Genomic DNA, 16,427 nt, shown 5'->3' with positions numbered 1-16,427 from the left:
GCCGGCACTAGCCTCCGAGACACTCTCCGTGGAACGTTTCAGGCACCAGGAGCGACGATGCCCCAGTACTGCTTCACCCTGCAGGTCCGCCCCGACCGGCTCGAGGAGTACACCCGCCGCCACGCCGAGGTCTGGCCCGAGATGCTCGAGGCGCTCGCCGCCTCCGGCTGGCGCGACTACCGGCTCTTCCTGCGCGGCGACGGGCTCCTCGTCGGCACGGTCGTCGCCGACGACCTCGACGCCGCCCAGGCGGCCATGGACGCCACCGAGGTCAACGCCCGGTGGCAGGCCGAGATGGCCCCCTTCTTCGCCGACCTCCCCGGCGGGCGCCCCGACACCGGGACCGTCCGCCTGGAGTGCGTGTTCGACCTCGACGCCCAGCGCGCAGCCGTCCCGCCCGCCGCCGTCCCGCCCGGGCCCGGCGCTCTCCCGACCGCCCCTGCCGGAGGCCCCCGATGACCACGTCCGACCAGCGCCGCCAGCACGCCCTCGACGCCCTCGCCCAGCAGAGCATCGAGCTCCCGAGCTGGGCCTTCGGCAACGCGGGGACGCGCTTCAAGGTCTTCCCGACGAAGGGCGTCCCGCGCGACCCCTTCGAGAAGGTCAGCGACGCCGCGCAGGTGCACCGCCACACCGGCGCCGCGCCCCGGGTCTCGCTGCACATCCCGTGGGACCTCGTCGACGACTTCGGGGCGCTGGCGGCCCACGCCGCCGACGAGGGCGTGCAGCTGGGGACGATCAACTCCAACGTCTTCCAGGACGACGACTACAAGCTCGGGTCGCTGACCAACGCCGACCCCGCGATCCGCCGCAAGGCCGTGCAGCACCACCTGCAGTGCCTCGACGTGATGCGGGCCACGGGCTCGAAGGACCTCAAGATCTGGCTGCCGGACGGCACCAACTACCCGGGCCAGGACGACCTGCGCGGCCGCCAGGACCGCCTCGCGGAGTCCCTCGCCGAGGTCTACGCCGGTCTCGACGCCGACATGCGCATCGTGCTGGAGTACAAGTTCTACGAGCCGTACTTCTACGCGATGGACATCCCCGACTGGGGCACCTCGCTGCTGCACTGCCTGGCGCTCGGCGAGCAGGCGATGGTGGTGCTGGACACCGGCCACCACGCGCCGGGGACGAACATCGAGTTCATCGTCGCCCAGCTGCTGCGGGCGGGCCGGCTCGGCGCCTTCGACTTCAACTCGCGCTTCTACGGCGACGACGACCTCATCGTCGGCGCCGCCGACCCGTTCCAGCTGTTCCGGATCATGCACGAGATCGTCGGCGGCGACGCCCTGCGCCCCGACTCGGGCGTCAACTTCATGCTCGACCAGTGCCACAACATCGAGGAGAAGATCCCCGGGCAGATCCGGTCGGTCATGAACGTGCAGGAGGCCACCGCCAAGGCCCTGCTGGTCGACCGCGAGGCGCTCGGGCAGGCCCAGCGCGCCGGTGACGTGCTCGCCGCGAACGGCCTGCTCATGGACGCCTACAGCACCGACGTCCGGCCCCTGCTCGCCGAGCTGCGCGAGAGCCGCGGGCTGCCCGCCGACCCCTACCGCGCCTTCGCGGCCTCCGGGTACGCCGAGCGGGTCGCCGCCGAGCGCGTGGGCGGCACCCAGGCCGGGTGGGGCGCCTGATGAGCACCCCTCCCCCGAGCCCTCCGACGCCGACCTCCCAGGAGACCCCCGTGAGCACCCCCGTCGCCGACCTCGTCGCCCGCTCCAACGCCCTCGGCGCCGACCCCACCACGACCAACTACGCGGGCGGCAACACGTCCGCGAAAGGCGTCGACGTCGACCCGGCGACCGGCCGCGAGGTCGAGCTGCTGTGGGTGAAGGGCTCCGGGGGCGACCTCGGCACCCTCACCGCCGACGGCCTCGCCGTCCTGCGCCTGGACCGGATGCGCGCGCTCGTCGACGTCTACCCCGGCGTGGAGCGCGAGGACGAGATGGTCGCGGCCTTCGACTACTGCCTGCACGGGCGAGGCGGGGCGGCGCCCTCGATCGACACGGCCATGCACGGGCTCGTCGAGGCGGCGCACGTCGACCACCTGCACCCCGACGCGGGCATCGCGCTGGCGACGGCCGCGGACGGCGAGGCCCTGGTCCGCGAGGTCTTCGGCGACCGCGTCGCGTGGGTGCCGTGGCGGCGCCCGGGCTTCCAGCTCGGCCTGGACATCGCCGAGGTGGCGCGGGCGAACCCCCGGGCGATCGGCTGCGTGCTCGGCGGCCACGGCATCACCGCCTGGGGCGCCACCAGCGAGGAGTGCCAGGAGCGCTCGCTCGAGATCGTCCGCACCGCGGAGTCCTTCCTCGCCGAGCGCGAGGCCGCCAGCGGCACCCACCCCTTCGGCGAGGAGCTGGCCGGGCACGCCCCCCTGCCCGAGGCCGAGCGCCGCGAGCGCGCCGCCGCCCTGGCGCCGGTGCTGCGCGGGCTGGCGTCCACGGACGCCCCCCAGGTCGGCCACTACGACGACTCCCCCGCGGTGCTCGACTTCCTCGCGCGCTCCGAGCACCCCCGCCTGGCGGCGCTCGGCACGTCCTGCCCGGACCACTTCCTGCGCACCAAGGTCCGCCCCCTCGTGCTGGACCTGCCCGCCACCGCCCCCCTCGAGGAGGTGCTCGAGCGGCTGCCCGCGCTGCACGAGGCCTACCGCGCGGAGTACACGGCCTACTACGAGCGGCACGCCGTGCCGGGCAGCCCGGCGATGCGCGGCGCCGACCCCGCCGTCGTCCTCGTCCCCGGCGTCGGCATGTTCACCTACGGCGCGGACAAGCAGACGGCCCGCGTGGCGGGCGAGTTCTACCGCAACGCGATCGGCGTCATGCGCGGTGCCGAGACGGTGAGCACGTACGCGCCCATCGACGAGGCGGAGAAGTTCCGCATCGAGTACTGGGCGCTGGAGGAGGCCAAGCTGGCCCGCCGGCCGCGGCCGAAGCCGCTGGCCACGCGCGTCGCCCTCGTGACCGGCGCGGCCTCGGGCATCGGGAAGGCGATCGCCACGAGGCTGGCCGCCGAGGGCGCGTGCGTCGTCGTCGCCGACCTCGACCTCGCGAAGGCCCAGGAGGCCGCCGCGGGCATCGCCGGGGCGAAGGGGACCGACGTCGCCGTCGGCGTCGCGGCCGACGTGTCCGACCCGGCCGCGGTGGCCGCGGCCGTCCGCGACGCCGTCCTGGCCTTCGGCGGGCTCGACCTCGTCGTCAACAACGCGGGCCTGTCGATCTCCAAGCCGCTGCTGGAGACGACGGAGCGCGACTGGGACCTGCAGCACGACGTCATGGCCAAGGGCAGCTTCCTGGTCTCCCAGGCGTGCGCCCGCGTGCTCATCGCCCAGGGCATGGGCGGCGACGTCGTCTACATCTCCAGCAAGAACAGCGTCTTCGCGGGCCCGAACAACATCGCCTACTCGGCCGTGAAGGCCGACCAGGCCCACCAGGTGCGCCTGCTGGCCGCCGAGCTCGGCGAGCACGGGATCAAGGTGAACGGCGTCAACCCCGACGGCGTCGTGCGGGGCTCCGGCATCTTCGCCGGCGGGTGGGGCGCCCAGCGCGCGAAGACCTACGGCATCCCCGAGGAGGAGCTGGGCGCCTTCTACGCCCAGCGGACGCTGCTCAAGCGCGAGGTGCTGCCCGAGCACGTGGCCGACGCCGTCTTCGTCCTCACCGGCGGCGAGCTCTCGCGGACCACGGGCCTGCACGTGCCGGTGGACTCCGGCGTCGCCGCGGCGTTCCTGCGGTGACGGGCCCGGCACCGACCCCGGACCCGGCGGGAGGGGCGCCGTGAGCCTGCACGCGGCCGTCGACCTGGGTGCCTCCAGCGGGCGCGTGATGCTCGGCGACGTCGCCCCCGACCGGCTGCAGCTGACGGAGGTCGCGCGCTTCCGCAACGGCGCCGTCGAGGTGGCGGCGGGCCCGGACGGCCGAAGCGGCCGCCTGCACTGGGACGTCCTCGGCCTCTGGCAGGACGCGCTGGCGGGCCTCGCCGACGCCGCCCACCGCGCCGGTCCCGACGGTGTGAGCAGCGTCGCCGTCGACACGTGGGCGGTGGACTACGCCCTGCTGGATGGCGGCGGCGGGCTCCTCGCCAACCCCCGCTCCTACCGCGACCCCCGCACCGACGGCGTCGCCGAGCGCGTGCACCAGCGACTGGCGGCCGACGACCTCTACGCCCGCAACGGGCTGCAGCACCTGCCGTTCACGACGATCTACCAGCTCGTCGCGGAGGCCGACGGCCCCCTGCTCGAGCGGGCGGAGCAGCTGCTCCTGCTGCCGGACCTGCTGGGGTTCTGGCTCTCCGGCCAGCGCGTCGCGGAGTCGACCAACGCCTCCACCACGGGCCTCGCCGACGTGCGCACCGGCCGGTGGGCGCAGGACCTGCTCGAGCTGGCGGGCGTCTCGCCGGCGCTCCTGCCCGACGTCGTCGACGCCGGGGCGCGGCTCGGCCCGCTGCTGCCGGCCGTCGTGGACCGCACGCGCCTGCGCGGCACCGAGCTGGTCGCCGTCGGGAGCCACGACACCGCCTCCGCCGTCGTGGCCGTGCCGGCCACCGACGAGCGGTTCGCCTACATCGCCTGCGGCACCTGGGGGCTGGTGGGGGTCGAGCTCGAGGACCCGGTCCTCGCCCCCGAGAGCCTCGCCGCGGGCTTCACCAACGAGCGCGGCGTCGACGGGCGCGTGCGGTACCTGCACAACGTCATGGGCCTGTGGGTCCTGCAGTGCTGCCTGGAGGAGTGGCGCGGCGACGGCGGCGACGCCGACCTGGGCCGGCTGCTCGCCGCCGCCGGGGACCTGCCGCCGGGCGGTCCCGTGGTGGACGTGGACGACCCGTCGTTCCTGCCGCCGGGGCCCATGGTCGGGCGCGTCCAGCGGGCGTGCGAGGCCACCGGGCAGCCCTCCCCGGTCGAGCGCGCCGCCGTGGTGCGCTGCGTCCTCGACAGCCTGGCCGGGGCCTTCGCCCGGGCCGTCGAGGACGCCGTGCGCCTCTCGGGCCGCGACGTCGACGTCGTCCACGTGGTCGGCGGCGGCGCCCGGAACACGCTGCTGTGCCAGCTCACCGCCGACGCGTGCGGGCGTCCCGTCCTCGCCGGGCCCGTCGAGGCGACCGCGCTCGGCAACGTCCTCGTGCAGGCCCGCGCCACCGGGACGGTCACCGGGTCCCTCGAGGACCTGCGCGCGCTGGTCCGCGGCACGCACCGGCTCCGCCGGTACGAGCCGGCGACGAGCTGAGCCGACCCCGAGCCCGGGGACACCCACCACGCGAGGTCAGGAGATCCCTGTGGACCGCACCGACGAGGACGCCGGCAGCACGACCGACGTGGCGCCGCTCTTCAGCGGTGGCGAGCCCGACCGCCGCCACTGGTCGCTCGCCGTGGCGGCGGGCATGGCGTCCTTCCTCGACGCCTCGGTCATCGTGGCGCTGGGTGTCGGCCTCGCGCTGATCGGCGAGGAGTACGGCCTCGGGGCGTGGGGCCTGGGCGCGCTCAGCGCGACGCTGACCTTCAGCATCGGCGTCGGCGCCCTGCTGGGCGGGCGCGTCGCCGACCTCGTCGGCCGGCTGCGCGCCTTCACCGTCTACATCCTCGTGTACGCCGTCGGCATGGCGGCCATGGCGCTCTCGCCGTCCGCGGAGGTCCTCTTCGCGGGCGTCGTCGTCGCGGGGCTGGCCGCGGGCGCGGACCTGCCCACCTCCATCGCCGTGGTGTCCGAGCGCTCGCCCGCCCGCGCCCAGGGACGCCTCGTCAGCGTCACGCAGGTCATGTGGGTGATCGGCATCGCCGTCACGCAGGTCCTCGGGTTCGCCCTCTCCGGCCTCGGCCTGCTCGGCATCCGCCTCGTCTTCGGGGAGCTGGCCGTCCTCGCGGTCGTCACCTTCCTGGTGCGCCGCTACTCCCCCTCCCTGCGCTCGCTGGAGGCGGACGCGGAGGAGGCCCGCTCGCACCAGCCCACCCGGGGCGAGGGCCGGGGCGACCGGCCGCGGCGCACCCGCGGCGGGCTGCCCCTGCGCACCATCCTCACGACGCGGGCGATGCTCGTGCCCCTGCTGCTGACGATGGGCTTCTACGTCGCCTGGAACCTCGTGGCCAACACCTTCGGGCAGTTCCAGCCCTACTTCCTCATCGAGGCGGCCGGCGCCAGCCAGACGACGGCCACCGGCGTCGGGGCCGCCGTCATCCCCCTCGGCGTCATCGCGTCCCTGCTGGTGGTGCGCCTCATGGACACCCGGTGGCGCACGCCCGTGCTCGTCGTCGGCCTCTCGGTCCAGGCCGTCGCGATGGTGCTGCTGGGCTTCGGCGCGGGCGTCCTCGCCGTCTACGTCGTCGCGATCGCCCTGTACCAGCTCGGCAACAACGCCGCGGGCGAGGCCATCTACAAGGTGTGGACGCGGGAGAGCCTCCCGGTCGAGGCGCGCTCGACCGTCCAGGGCCTGACGCTCGCCGTCGGACGCTTCGCCGTCGGGTTCTTCGCCCTCGCCACCCCGACGCTCATCCAGGACCGGCTCCCGGCGCTGCTCGCCTTCCTCGTCGTGTGCGTCCTCGTGGCCCTGGCCCTCGGGCTCGTGCTCGTGCGGCACATGCGCTCCCGCGGGCTCCACCCCGGCACCGAGCCGCCGCGGGTCGAGGAGGTGGCGGGCGGCTCCTGACGCGGGCGTCCGCCGCACTCCCAGCCGGTGGCGCACCAGTCCGGCGCGACGCCCGAGGGCCGCCGGCCGCCGGGGCCGACAGACTGGGCGGACCCGGCCGGGGCGACGTCGCCCCGGCCACCGACCCGAGGAGGAACGCCGTGGCCGTCACACGCATCGAGAGCGCCGCCGTCGTGGGCACCGGTTACATGGGCGGAGGCATCGCGCAGTCCCTGGCGATCGCCGGCGTGCCCGTGCAGCTCGCCGACGCCGACGCCGAGGCCACCCAGCGCAACCACGAGCGCCTCCTCCGCGAGGCGCGCACGTTCGAGGCCGCCGGCCTCTACCCGGCCGGGGCCGCGGACGCCGTCGAGGCGAACCTGCACCCGAGGGCGTCGCTCGCGGAGGCGGTCGCCGACGTGGACCTCGTCGAGGAGGCCGTGCCCGAGGTCCCCGACCTGAAGCTGGACGTGCTCCGCCAGGTCGACGCCGCCGCTCGGCCCGACGCGATCATCGGCACCAACACCTCGACGATCCCGGTGAAGGTGCTCTCCCAGGCGGTGCGGGACAAGAGCCGCTTCCTCACCGTCCACTTCTCCAACCCGGCGCCCTTCATCCCGGGCGTGGAGCTGGTCAGCGGCGAGCACACCGACCCGGCCGTCGTGCAGGCCGTCGAGGAGCTGCTCGCCCGCATGGGCCGGCGCAGCGCCCAGGTCGCCGACGTGCCCGGCTTCGTCCTGAACCGCCTGCAGTTCGTGCTGCTCAAGGAGGCCATGGCCGTCGTCGAGGAGGGCGTGGCGACCCCGCAGGACGTCGACACGGTCGTCAGCACGACGTTCGGCTTCCGGCTGCCCTTCTTCGGGCCCTTCGCCATCGCCGACATGGCGGGGCTGGACACGTACGTGCGCGGCTTCGGCACGCTCCAGGAGGGCTTCGGCGACCGCCTGGCGGCCCCGCGCCTGCTCACCGACGTCGTCGACGCCGGTCGGCACGGCACGAAGAACGGCGGGGGCTTCTACGACCTCGGCCCGGAGCAGCTCGACGAGCTCATCGCCTACCGGGACCGCGCCTACCACCGCATGCAGCAGCTGCTCGACGAGCTCGGCCCCTCGCCGCTCGCCAAGGCCGGCATGGCCGAGCTGCCCCAGCGCGACGACGCGCCGCCGCGCCCGGACGGCCAGACGCCCGAGACCCCGCGGGCCTGAGAGCCAGTCCCCTGACCGGTCCGCGGGCTACCAGCCCGCGGACCGGGCCAGCGCCTCGACCGGCGGGACGTCGCCGGGGAGCCAGGCGACGTCCCGCCAGCGCCGGCCCGGCAGGACGCGAAGCACGTCGTGGTCCTCCAGCGGCGCGGGCTGCCCCTCGACGACGCGAGCCGTCCAGACGCGCATCCGCAGCCCGGGGGCGAGCGGCCAGTCGCCGTCCGGCTCGGCCGAGACCAGGCGGGAGCCCAGCTCGACCCGGACCCCCAGCTCCTCGGCCAGCTCCCGGCGCAGCGCGGCCACCGGCTCCTCGCCGGCGTCCACCTTGCCGCCCGGGAGCTCCCACCCCCCAGCCAGCGACGACGGCGCGCTGCGGCGGGCCGCGAGCAGCGTCGTCGGCCGGGCCAGGTCGTCCACCAGCGCGGCGGCGACCACGAGCACCGGCCCCACGGCCCTCACGCGCCGTCCCCGACCTCGTGCGTCGCAGGAGGGGCCTACTTCGGGCCCTCGCGGCGACCCCGGCGGCGGAGCACCTTGACGTCACCGCCCGCGGCGCGGCCGTTGCGCCGGCCGCCGGCCGAGAAGCCCCGCTCGTAGTCGTCGAGCGGGTACTCCTCGAGCTGGCCGAAGACGTGCTCGGACGCCTCCGCCGCCAGCTCGCGGCGCTCGACCTGGCGCATCAGCCGGCGGCGCACCTCGAGCTCGCGCTTGAAGGCCTTGACGAGCGACAGCATGATCCCGATGAGGACGAAGCTGAAGGGCAGGGCCGTGACGATGGCCCCGGTCTGCAGGGCCGCCAGACCGTCCGTGAGCAGCAGCCCGATGGCCACGGCCCCGGACATGAGCGCCCAGACGATCCGGTTCCAGCGGGCCGGGTCGGGGTCGCCGCCGGTGGCGAGCATGGTGACCACGAGCGACCCGGAGTCCGAGGACGTCACGAAGAAGATCGTGATGAGCAGGATGCCGGCCACGGCCCAGATGGCGCCGCCGGGGATGCCCGACAGCAGCGTGAAGAGGCTGCTCTCGGTGTCCACCGAGCCGTCGGCCGCCACGTAGCCGCCACCGCCGAACAGCTCCTCGTAGAGGGCCGTCCCGCCGAGGACCGAGAACCAGAGGAACGTGACGGTGGTCGGGACGAGGAGGACGCCGGCCACGAACTCGCGGACGGTCCGCCCCTTGGAGATGCGGGCGATGAAGACGCCCACGAAGGGGGCCCACGACATCCACCAGCCCCAGTAGTACGTCGTCCACCCCGCCTGCCAGTCCTGGCCCTCCTGGCCCTGGAAGGCCGAGACGTCGAAGGTCAGCCGGAGCACGTTCTGCAGGTACAGGCCGATCGACTGCACGAACTCCCGGAGGAGGAACAGGGTCGGCCCCGCCAGCAGCGCGGCCAGCAGCACCACGCCGGCGAGGACCATGTTGCCGTTGGACAGCCACTTGATGCCCTTGCCGACGCCGGAGACGACCGAGACCATCGCGATGAGCGAGATGACGACGATGAGGACGACCTGCAGGGTCCTGCCGTTGTCGGCGATCCCCATGAACTCGAAGCCCGCGCCGATCTGCAGCACGCCGAGGCCGAGGGAGGTCGCGACGCCGAAGATGGTGCCGACGATGGCCACCACGTCGATGACGTTGCCGAGCCAGCCGCGCACCCGGTTCCCGAGCAGCGGCTCGAGCGCCCAGCGGATCGAGACCGGGCGGCCGCGCCGGTGGACCGCGTACGCGATGCCGAGGCCGGCCACGACGTAGATCGCCCAGGCGTGGACGCCCCAGTGGATGTACGTCTGCGTCATCGCCTGCTGGGCGAGCTCGACGTCGTTGCCGGAGACGCCCGGCTTCGGCGAGGCGAAGTGGTTGAGCGGCTCGGCGACGCCCCAGAACACGAGACCGATGCCCATGCCGGTCGCGAACAGCATGGCGAACCAGGCCGGGAGGCTGAACTCCGGCTCGTCGTCGTCCCGGCCCAGGCGGATGGAGCCGAAGCGCCCCGCCCCGACCCAGATGGAGAACACGACGAACGAGGCGATCAGCAGGACGTAGTACCAGCCCAGGCCGCCGATGATGCGCGACTGGACGGCCCCGAAGGCGGCTCCCGCCGCCTCCGGGAAGACGAGGGTGAAGGTGACGAAGGTGACGATGATCCCCAGCGCCGGCCAGAACACCCACGGGGCGATGCCGAAGCGACCTGCGCCGGCGTCCTGCGGCGTCGGGGGGTTCGGCGGCGGCCCGCCCACCGGCACCTTCTCGGTCGTGCTGCTCATGCGCGTGCTCCTCCTCCGCGGCGGGAGCTCCACCGCGTCCGGTCTGCGAACGCCGAGCAGCGGTGCGCGGCGCATGTCCGTCGACCGTGATAGCACTGCCGGTCACCGCGTGGCCAACCACGAGCCCCCATCACGGCAGAACGAGGCCGGACCGTGACCGACCGCCCCCGGACGTGCGACGGCCGGCCCCGCGGTGCGGGACCGGCCGTCGCGGTGCGCGTCGGGTCAGCCGGCGGAGCCCTCGACGGTCGGCACGACCTGGTGGTCCTCGGCGAAGTGGCACGCCGACGGGTGCCCCTGCCCGCGGTCGCGCAGCTCCGGGTCCTGCTCGGCGCACACGTCCTGCGCCTTCCAGCAGCGGGTCCGGAAGCGGCAGCCCGACGGCGGGTTCGCCGGGCTGGGCACGTCACCGGTCAGCAGGATCCGGTCGCCCTTGCCCCGCAGCGCCGGCTCGTGCACCGGCACCGAGGACAGCAGCGCCTGGGTGTACGGGTGCGAGGGGTGCCCGTACACGTCGCCGTCCGTGCCCGTCTCCACGATGCGCCCGAGGTACATGACGTTGACGCGGTGGGAGATGTGCCGCACCACCGACAGGTCGTGGGCGATGAACAGGTAGGACAGCCCCAGGTCCTTCTGCAGGTCCTCGAGGAGGTTCATCACCTGGGCCTGGACCGAGACGTCGAGCGCGGAGACGGGCTCGTCGCAGACGATGAGCTCGGGGCTCATCGCCAGGGCCCGCGCGATGCCGATGCGCTGGCGCTGGCCGCCGGAGAACTGGTGGGGGTAGCGGTTGGCGTAGTCGGCGTTCAGGCCCACGCGGTCCAGCAGGTCGCGGATCCGGCGGTCCCGCCCCTTCCTCGGGGCGACGTCGGGGTGGACGGCCCAGCCCTCGGCCACGATGTCGCCCGCGGTCATGCGCGGGTTCAGCGACGAGTACGGGTCCTGGAAGATCATCTGGACCTCGCGGCGGTAGGCCTTCAGCGCGCTGCCGCGCATCCGGGACACGTCCTCGCCCTTGTAGACGATCTCCCCCGCGGTGGGCCGCTCCAGCGCCACGAGCAGCTTGGACACCGTGCTCTTGCCGCAGCCGGACTCCCCGACGAGGCCCACCGTCTCGGCGCGGCCCACCGTCAGGTCGACGCCGTCGACGGCGCGCACGTGCCCGACCGTCTTCTTGAAGACGATGCCCTGCTGGAGGGGGAAGTGCTTCTGCAGCCCGCGGATCTCCAGCAGCGGGTCGCCGCTGGCCTCCCAGGCGCGCCGGGCCTCGCTGGTCCGGCGCTCGGGGCGGGTCTGGACGTCAGCCATGGAGGAGCTCCTCGCTGTAGTGGCACGCCGAGCGACGGCCCACGACGACCTCGCGCAGCGGCGGCACGTCGGCGGCGCAGTCGGGGCGCCCGTCCGCGCCGCGCCGCGCCATCGGGCAGCGCAGGTGGAAGGAGCAGCCCGGCGGGATCGCCGCGAGGCTCGGGGGCGCGCCGACGATGGGGTTGAGCCGGTGGCCCTTGTCCTCCAGCAGCGGGATGGAGGACATCAGCCCGCGCGTGTAGGGGTGCGCCGGCCGCGTGAAGACGTCGTCGGTCGTCCCGGTCTCGACGACCTTCCCGGCGTACATGACGGAGACGCGGTCGGCGACCTCGTTCACCACCCCCAGGTCGTGGGTGATGAGGATCAGGCCCATGCCGGTGTCGCGCTGCAGGTCCTTGAGCAGGTCCATGACCTGGGCCTGCACCGTGACGTCGAGGGCCGTCGTCGGCTCGTCGGCGATGAGCACCTTCGGGTCCAGCGCGAGCGCCATGGCGATCATGACGCGCTGGCGCATGCCGCCCGAGAACTGGTGCGGGTAGTCGTCGACGCGCTGGCGCGCCGCCGGGATGCGCACCCGGTCCATGAGCTCGACGGCCCTCTCCCGCGCCTCCTTCTTGGAGGTGCCGCGGTGCGCCCGGAACATCTCGCCGATCTGGTACCCGACGCTGTAGACGGGGTTCAGCGCCGAGAGGGCGTCCTGGAAGATCATCGAGACGCCGGGCCCGCGGATCTTGCGCTGGTCCTCGGCCCCCATCGCGAGCATGTCGCGACCCTCGAAGCGGATGGCCCCGCTGATGACCGCCGGCGGGGTGTCGAGGATCCCCATGATCGCCTGGGCGGAGACGGACTTGCCGCAGCCCGACTCCCCCAGGATCGCCATCGTCTCGCCGGGCGCGATCGAGTAGCTCACGCCGTTGACGGCGTTGACCACGGGCCCGCGGGTGCGGAACTCCACGCGCAGGTCCTCGACCTCGAGCACGGGGACCCCCGTGTCGGGGGTCGCCGTCGCACGGGCTGCGGCGTCGGTGCGGCTCGTGGTGCCGCTGTCGGCCGGGGTGCCGGCGGGGTGCGCGCCGGAGGTGGACGGGGTCATGAGCGCTGCCTCGGGTCGAGGGCGTCGCGCAGGGCGTCGCCCATCATGATGAAGCCCATCACGGTCAGGGACAGGACGGCGCTCGGGATGAGCACCAGGTGCGGCGCCGTGCGCAGCAGGTTCTGGCCGGCGCTGATCTGCAGACCCCACGAGAAGGCGGGCTGCTGGAGCCCGACGCCGAGGTAGGTCAGCGCCGCCTCGGCCGCGATGAGCGCGCCCACGGTGATGGTCGCGTAGACGAGCACCGGGGCCACGGCGTTGGGCAGGATGTGGCGAGTGAGGATGCGGAAGCTCCCCGCCCCCAGCGCGCGCGCCGCGGCCACGTAGTCCGAGCTCTTGATCGCGATGACCTGCGAGCGCACCAGGCGCATCGCCGTCATCCACCCGAAGATGGTGAGGGCGATCGCGATGGCTCCCGGGCCGCGCTCGGAGATGATCGGGATGGGCTGCCCGAAGACGCGCATCTCCGGACCGACGCGCAGGAGCACCAGGGCGCCGAGGATGAGCGGCAGCGCGTAGAAGACGTCGGCGATGCGCGCCAGCAGGCTGTCCACCCACCCGCCGAAGTAGCCGGCGACGGCGCCGATCACGACGCCGACCGCCAGGACGCCGACGACGGCGGTGAAGCCGATGAGCAGCGAGTTGCGGGCGCCGTAGACCACGGTGGCGCGGTAGTCGCACCCCTGCTGGTCGTAGCCGAACAGGTGCTCCGCCGAGGGCGGGAGGTTCGAGTTGGAGAGGCTGCAGGCGCGCGGGTCGGCCCCGCCGGCGAAGAGGGCCGGGAACACCGCCATGGTCAGGAAGACCAGCGCGAGGACGCCGCCGATCCAGAAGAAGGGCCGTCGGCGCAGCTCGCGCCAGGCGTCGCCCCACAGCGACGTCTGGCTCCCGTCGGTCTGGTCGACGTCGGGGGCGGCCAGGCCCGTCGTCGTGCCGGCCTCCACCTCGTCGTGCCGCTGCTCGGGGTCCCGAGGGTGCCGCGAGTCCCTGGACAGCTTCGGGTCGACGGCGGAGGCGACGGGGTCGCGGTCACTCATATCGGATCCTCGGGTCGAGGACGGCGTAGAGGACGTCGACGACCAGGTTGAAGAAGATGAAGAAGAAGACCATCAGCGTGATGATGCCCACGACCACGGCCCCCTCCTGCTGGCTGACCGCGTCGAACACGGCGCGACCGAGCCCCGGGATGTTGAAGACGGCCTCGGTGATGATGGCGCCGCCCAGCAGCCCCCCGATGTCGGCCCCGATGAAGGTGACGACCGGGATGAGGCTGTTGCGCAGCGTGTGGCGCACGACGACGGTGCGGGGCGCCAGGCCCTTGGCCCGCGCCGTGCGCACGTAGTCGGCCCGCAGGCTGTCGGCGAGGCTCGTGCGCGTCAGGCGCGTCACGTAGGCGAGCGAGGTCGCCGCCAGGATGAAGCCCGGCAGCAGGTAGCTGTAGAGGCCCTGGGTGATGCCGGCCACGGGGAACCAGCCCAGCCGCACCCCGAGGACGTACTGGCTGACGAAGCCGAGCACGAGCACCGGGATCGACACGACCAGCGTCGTGGAGACGAGCACCAGGTTGTCGAAGAAGGAGCCGCGGCGCAGACCGGCGAGCACCCCGGCCGTGATGCCGATGAGGATCTCGAAGAAGATGGCGACGGCCGTCAGCGTGACGGTCACCGGCAGGCGCTGGCTGATGGTGTCGAGCACCGGCCGACCGCGGAAGTCGGTGCCGAAGTCGCCCTGCAGGAGCCCCCCGACGTACTTGGCGTACTGGACGAGCAGGGGGTCGTCGAGGTTGAACTCGGCGGTCAGAGCCGCTTGGACGGACGCCGGGAGCGGGCGGTCCCCGGCCAGGGCCCGGATGGGGTCGCCGGGCAGGGCGTACACCATGGCGAAGATCAAGAACGAGGCCCCGATGAGCACGGGGATCGTCAGGAGCAGTCGGCGCGCGACGTAGCGGCCCACGGGTCTCTCCTCGGGTCGGGCACCGGCGGGGTGGTCGGCGCTGGGGAACAGCCGGACGGCCCCGTGGGTGACGACGACGGCCGGCAGGCCCACGCACGCGGGGTGCGGGCGCCCTCGCCAGGAGGGCACCCGCACCCCGCGTTCGTGGAGCGGTGGGACGCTACCGCGTCGTCACTCGCTGACCGTCACGTCCGCGGCGTTGACGTGGGTGAACACGTCGACGGTCACGTCGCCGACGCGCTCGGACCACACGAACTGCGACAGGCCGAAGAACATGGGCGCGATCGGCATGTCCTCGAGGATGATGTCCTCCGCCGCGTTGTAGTACTCCACCGCGTCCTCGGGGCTGTCCGCCTGGTTGCCCAGGGCGAGCTGCTCGTCGAACTCGGGGTTGGTGTAGAAGGTCGCGTTCGACCCGTTCGGCGGCAGCGCCTCCTGCGTGTACAGCGGCTGCAGGTAGTTCTGGGCGCTCGGGTAGTCCATGACCCAGCCGAGGCGGAACGGGCCGGTGAAGCCCTGCTCGTCGCCGAGGGGGAGGTACTGCGCGAACTCGAGGTCGCCGCGCAGCTGGTAGTCCACGCCGACGTTCTCGCGGAACTGGTTGCCGACGGCCTGCATCCACGCGTCGTGGCCGGCGCCCGCGTTGAACCACAGCTCGACCGGCTGGCTGCGGTCGAAGCCGGCCTCGTCGAGCAGCTGGTTGGCGCGCTCGACGTCGAGGGCGCAGTACTCGCAGGCGCCCTCGCGGTAGCCCTCGACCGTCGGCGCCACGGCGGCGTCGGCCGGCACGCGGGTGCCCTGGAAGATGGCGTCCGTGATGGCCTGGCGGTCGATGGCCATCGAGAAGGCCTGGCGCACGCGCGGGTCGGAGAAGCGCTCGTCGTACGTCGGGAAGCCGACGTAGGTGAACGAGCTCGACTCGGCCTCGGCGAAGCGGTCCCCGAACTCCTCCTCCGCGGTGGCGATGGCGTCCGGCGGGATCGGGTTGATCACGTCGAGGTTGCCCGCCTGGACGTCGGCGTAGGCGGTGTTGACGTCGGTGTAGACCCGGTACTCCACACCGCCGGACTGCGCGGGGTTCTCCCCGGCGTAGTCCTCGAAGCGAGTCGTCTCGAAGCCGACGCTGTCCTCGAAGGGCGTCGTCGCCATGAAGGGGCCGTTGCCGATGGGGACGTCGGTCGCCATCGTCTCGGGGTCGGCCAGGAAGGCCTCCGAGAGGGGGTAGAACGCCGAGTACCCGACCGTGGTCGGGAAGATCGAGAACGGCTCGGTCAGCTCGACCGTGAAGGTCTGGTCGTCGACGACCGTCAGGCCGCTCATCTCCGTGGCCGAGGGCTCGGCCACGACGTTGCCCTCGTCGTCCGTCTCGCCCTGCAGGGCGTCGTAGCCGACGATGTTGGAGAAGAAGTACGAGCCGCCCTGGGCGTTCGTCGACAGCGCCGTGTAGTTCCAGGCGTCGACGAAGCTGCTGGCGGTGACGGGCGTGTCGTCGTGGAAGGTCCAGCCGTCCTTGAGGGTGACCGTCCAGGTGACGTTGTCCTCGGACTCGATGGACTCGGCGACGCCGGTGTACTCGACCGAGCCGTCCTCGGCGTACTGCACCAGGCCGGTCCAGAGCCCGTCGACGACCTGGCTGCCCTCGGACTCCGTGGTGTTGCCCGGGACGATCGGGTTCTCCGGGTTGCCGATGTACATGCTCCAGGTGCCGTCGCCGCTGCCGCCGCCGGAGCCGCCGGAGCCGCCCGAGCCGCCCGAGCCGCCGTCGTCCGAGCCGCCGCAGGCGCTCAGGGCGAAGACGCCAGCCATCGCGACCGCCATGGCGCGCGTGGTCCGCGTGGGGACACGCATGTGGTTCCTCCTCGTGGGTGTGGTGGCCTCGAGCGCGCTGGGCACCCTGGCTGGCGCAGACGATAAGCACGTCGGGGGGCCGCCGGAGCACGGCCCTCCGCACTCGAGAGGTGTTGAGACCAGAACGAGACCTGCCCGTGACCG

Annotated in this window: 13 protein-coding genes; 6 read left to right on the top strand and 7 right to left on the bottom strand. The window is 73.4% G+C overall.

Annotation, left to right across the window (positions count from 1 at the left end; all coding sequences use genetic code 11):
* Positions 1-57 precede the first annotated feature (57 nt).
* The 6 genes from Q0848_RS00550 to Q0848_RS00525 all read left to right on the top strand — a co-directional run bounded on the left by Q0848_RS00550 (position 58) and on the right by Q0848_RS00525 (position 7,820).
* Positions 58-459 carry an L-rhamnose mutarotase gene (locus Q0848_RS00550; protein WP_299033285.1) on the top strand — a complete coding sequence of 134 codons (402 nt, stop codon included), beginning with the start codon at positions 58-60 and terminating at the stop codon, positions 457-459.
* Positions 456-1,634, top strand: coding sequence for an L-rhamnose isomerase (gene rhaI / locus Q0848_RS00545; RefSeq protein ID WP_299033282.1), 1,179 nt, complete (start codon positions 456-458; stop codon positions 1,632-1,634). The genes Q0848_RS00550 and rhaI overlap by 4 nt, the downstream gene beginning before the upstream one ends.
* A complete protein-coding gene (locus Q0848_RS00540; protein WP_366146341.1) occupies positions 1,634-3,736 on the top strand; it encodes a bifunctional aldolase/short-chain dehydrogenase in 2,103 nt (700 codons plus the stop codon). Before rhaI ends, Q0848_RS00540 begins: the two co-directional genes overlap by 1 nt.
* A gap of 40 nt (positions 3,737-3,776) precedes the next feature.
* Positions 3,777-5,222, top strand: a complete 1,446-nt coding sequence (locus Q0848_RS00535) for a rhamnulokinase family protein (RefSeq protein WP_299033276.1) — start codon at positions 3,777-3,779, stop codon at positions 5,220-5,222.
* A gap of 49 nt (positions 5,223-5,271) precedes the next feature.
* Positions 5,272-6,636, top strand: coding sequence for an MFS transporter (locus Q0848_RS00530; protein WP_299033273.1), 1,365 nt, complete (start codon positions 5,272-5,274; stop codon positions 6,634-6,636).
* A gap of 140 nt (positions 6,637-6,776) precedes the next feature.
* Positions 6,777-7,820, top strand: coding sequence for a 3-hydroxyacyl-CoA dehydrogenase family protein (locus tag Q0848_RS00525; RefSeq protein WP_299033270.1), 1,044 nt, complete (start codon positions 6,777-6,779; stop codon positions 7,818-7,820).
* Positions 7,821-7,847: 27 nt separating this feature from the next.
* On the opposite strand, the gene Q0848_RS00520 is transcribed toward Q0848_RS00525, so the two are convergent.
* The 7 genes from Q0848_RS00520 to Q0848_RS00490 all read right to left on the bottom strand — a co-directional run bounded on the left by Q0848_RS00520 (position 7,848) and on the right by Q0848_RS00490 (position 16,283).
* Positions 7,848-8,267, bottom strand: coding sequence for an NUDIX domain-containing protein (locus Q0848_RS00520; RefSeq protein WP_366146359.1), 420 nt, complete (start codon positions 8,265-8,267; stop codon positions 7,848-7,850).
* A 44-nt stretch (positions 8,268-8,311) separates the two neighbouring features.
* The gene (locus Q0848_RS00515) at positions 8,312-10,081 is read right to left on the bottom strand and encodes a BCCT family transporter (protein WP_299033264.1); all 1,770 of its coding nucleotides are present in this window, start codon (positions 10,079-10,081) and stop codon (positions 8,312-8,314) included.
* Between the two features lie 225 nt (positions 10,082-10,306).
* Positions 10,307-11,389 (bottom strand): ABC transporter ATP-binding protein, encoded by a 1,083-nt coding sequence (locus Q0848_RS00510; RefSeq protein ID WP_299033260.1) that lies wholly within the window; start codon positions 11,387-11,389, stop codon positions 10,307-10,309.
* Positions 11,382-12,482 (bottom strand): ABC transporter ATP-binding protein, encoded by a 1,101-nt coding sequence (locus Q0848_RS00505; RefSeq protein WP_299033258.1) that lies wholly within the window; start codon positions 12,480-12,482, stop codon positions 11,382-11,384. Before Q0848_RS00505 ends, Q0848_RS00510 begins: the two co-directional genes overlap by 8 nt.
* On the bottom strand, positions 12,479-13,519 hold the full coding sequence (locus Q0848_RS00500; protein WP_299033255.1) for an ABC transporter permease: 1,041 nt from the start codon (positions 13,517-13,519) through the stop codon (positions 12,479-12,481). The genes Q0848_RS00505 and Q0848_RS00500 overlap by 4 nt, the downstream gene beginning before the upstream one ends.
* Positions 13,512-14,435: an ABC transporter permease gene (locus tag Q0848_RS00495; protein ID WP_366146358.1), complete on the bottom strand. Its 924-nt coding sequence runs from the start codon at positions 14,433-14,435 to the stop codon at positions 13,512-13,514. The genes Q0848_RS00500 and Q0848_RS00495 overlap by 8 nt, the downstream gene beginning before the upstream one ends.
* Before the next feature lie 171 nt (positions 14,436-14,606).
* Complete coding sequence (locus tag Q0848_RS00490) at positions 14,607-16,283, bottom strand: ABC transporter substrate-binding protein (RefSeq protein ID WP_299033251.1); 1,677 nt, start codon at positions 16,281-16,283, stop codon at positions 14,607-14,609.
* Between the last annotated feature and the right edge of the window lie 144 nt (positions 16,284-16,427).

This window comes from uncultured Pseudokineococcus sp. (assembly GCF_947495735.1).
GTDB lineage: Bacteria > Actinomycetota > Actinomycetes > Actinomycetales > Quadrisphaeraceae > Pseudokineococcus.
The sequence above is the reverse complement of the archived record's forward strand: the minus strand, read 5'-3'. Positions and strand labels throughout refer to the sequence as shown.

Bases quoted from the DNA above. Each gene is read 5' to 3' on its own strand.
- Q0848_RS00505 (WP_299033258.1), bottom strand. From the start codon at position 12,482: ATGACCCCGTCCACCTCCGGCGCGCACCCCGCCGGCACCCCGGCCGAC.
- Q0848_RS00500 (WP_299033255.1), bottom strand. From the start codon at position 13,519: ATGAGTGACCGCGACCCCGTCGCCTCCGCCGTCGACCCGAAGCTGTCC.
- Q0848_RS00540 (WP_366146341.1), top strand. From the start codon at position 1,634: ATGAGCACCCCTCCCCCGAGCCCTCCGACGCCGACCTCCCAGGAGACC.
- Q0848_RS00515 (WP_299033264.1), bottom strand. From the start codon at position 10,081: ATGAGCAGCACGACCGAGAAGGTGCCGGTGGGCGGGCCGCCGCCGAAC.
- Q0848_RS00550 (WP_299033285.1), top strand. From the start codon at position 58: ATGCCCCAGTACTGCTTCACCCTGCAGGTCCGCCCCGACCGGCTCGAG.
- Q0848_RS00490 (WP_299033251.1), bottom strand. From the start codon at position 16,283: ATGCGTGTCCCCACGCGGACCACGCGCGCCATGGCGGTCGCGATGGCT.
- rhaI (WP_299033282.1), top strand. From the start codon at position 456: ATGACCACGTCCGACCAGCGCCGCCAGCACGCCCTCGACGCCCTCGCC.
- Q0848_RS00510 (WP_299033260.1), bottom strand. From the start codon at position 11,389: ATGGCTGACGTCCAGACCCGCCCCGAGCGCCGGACCAGCGAGGCCCGG.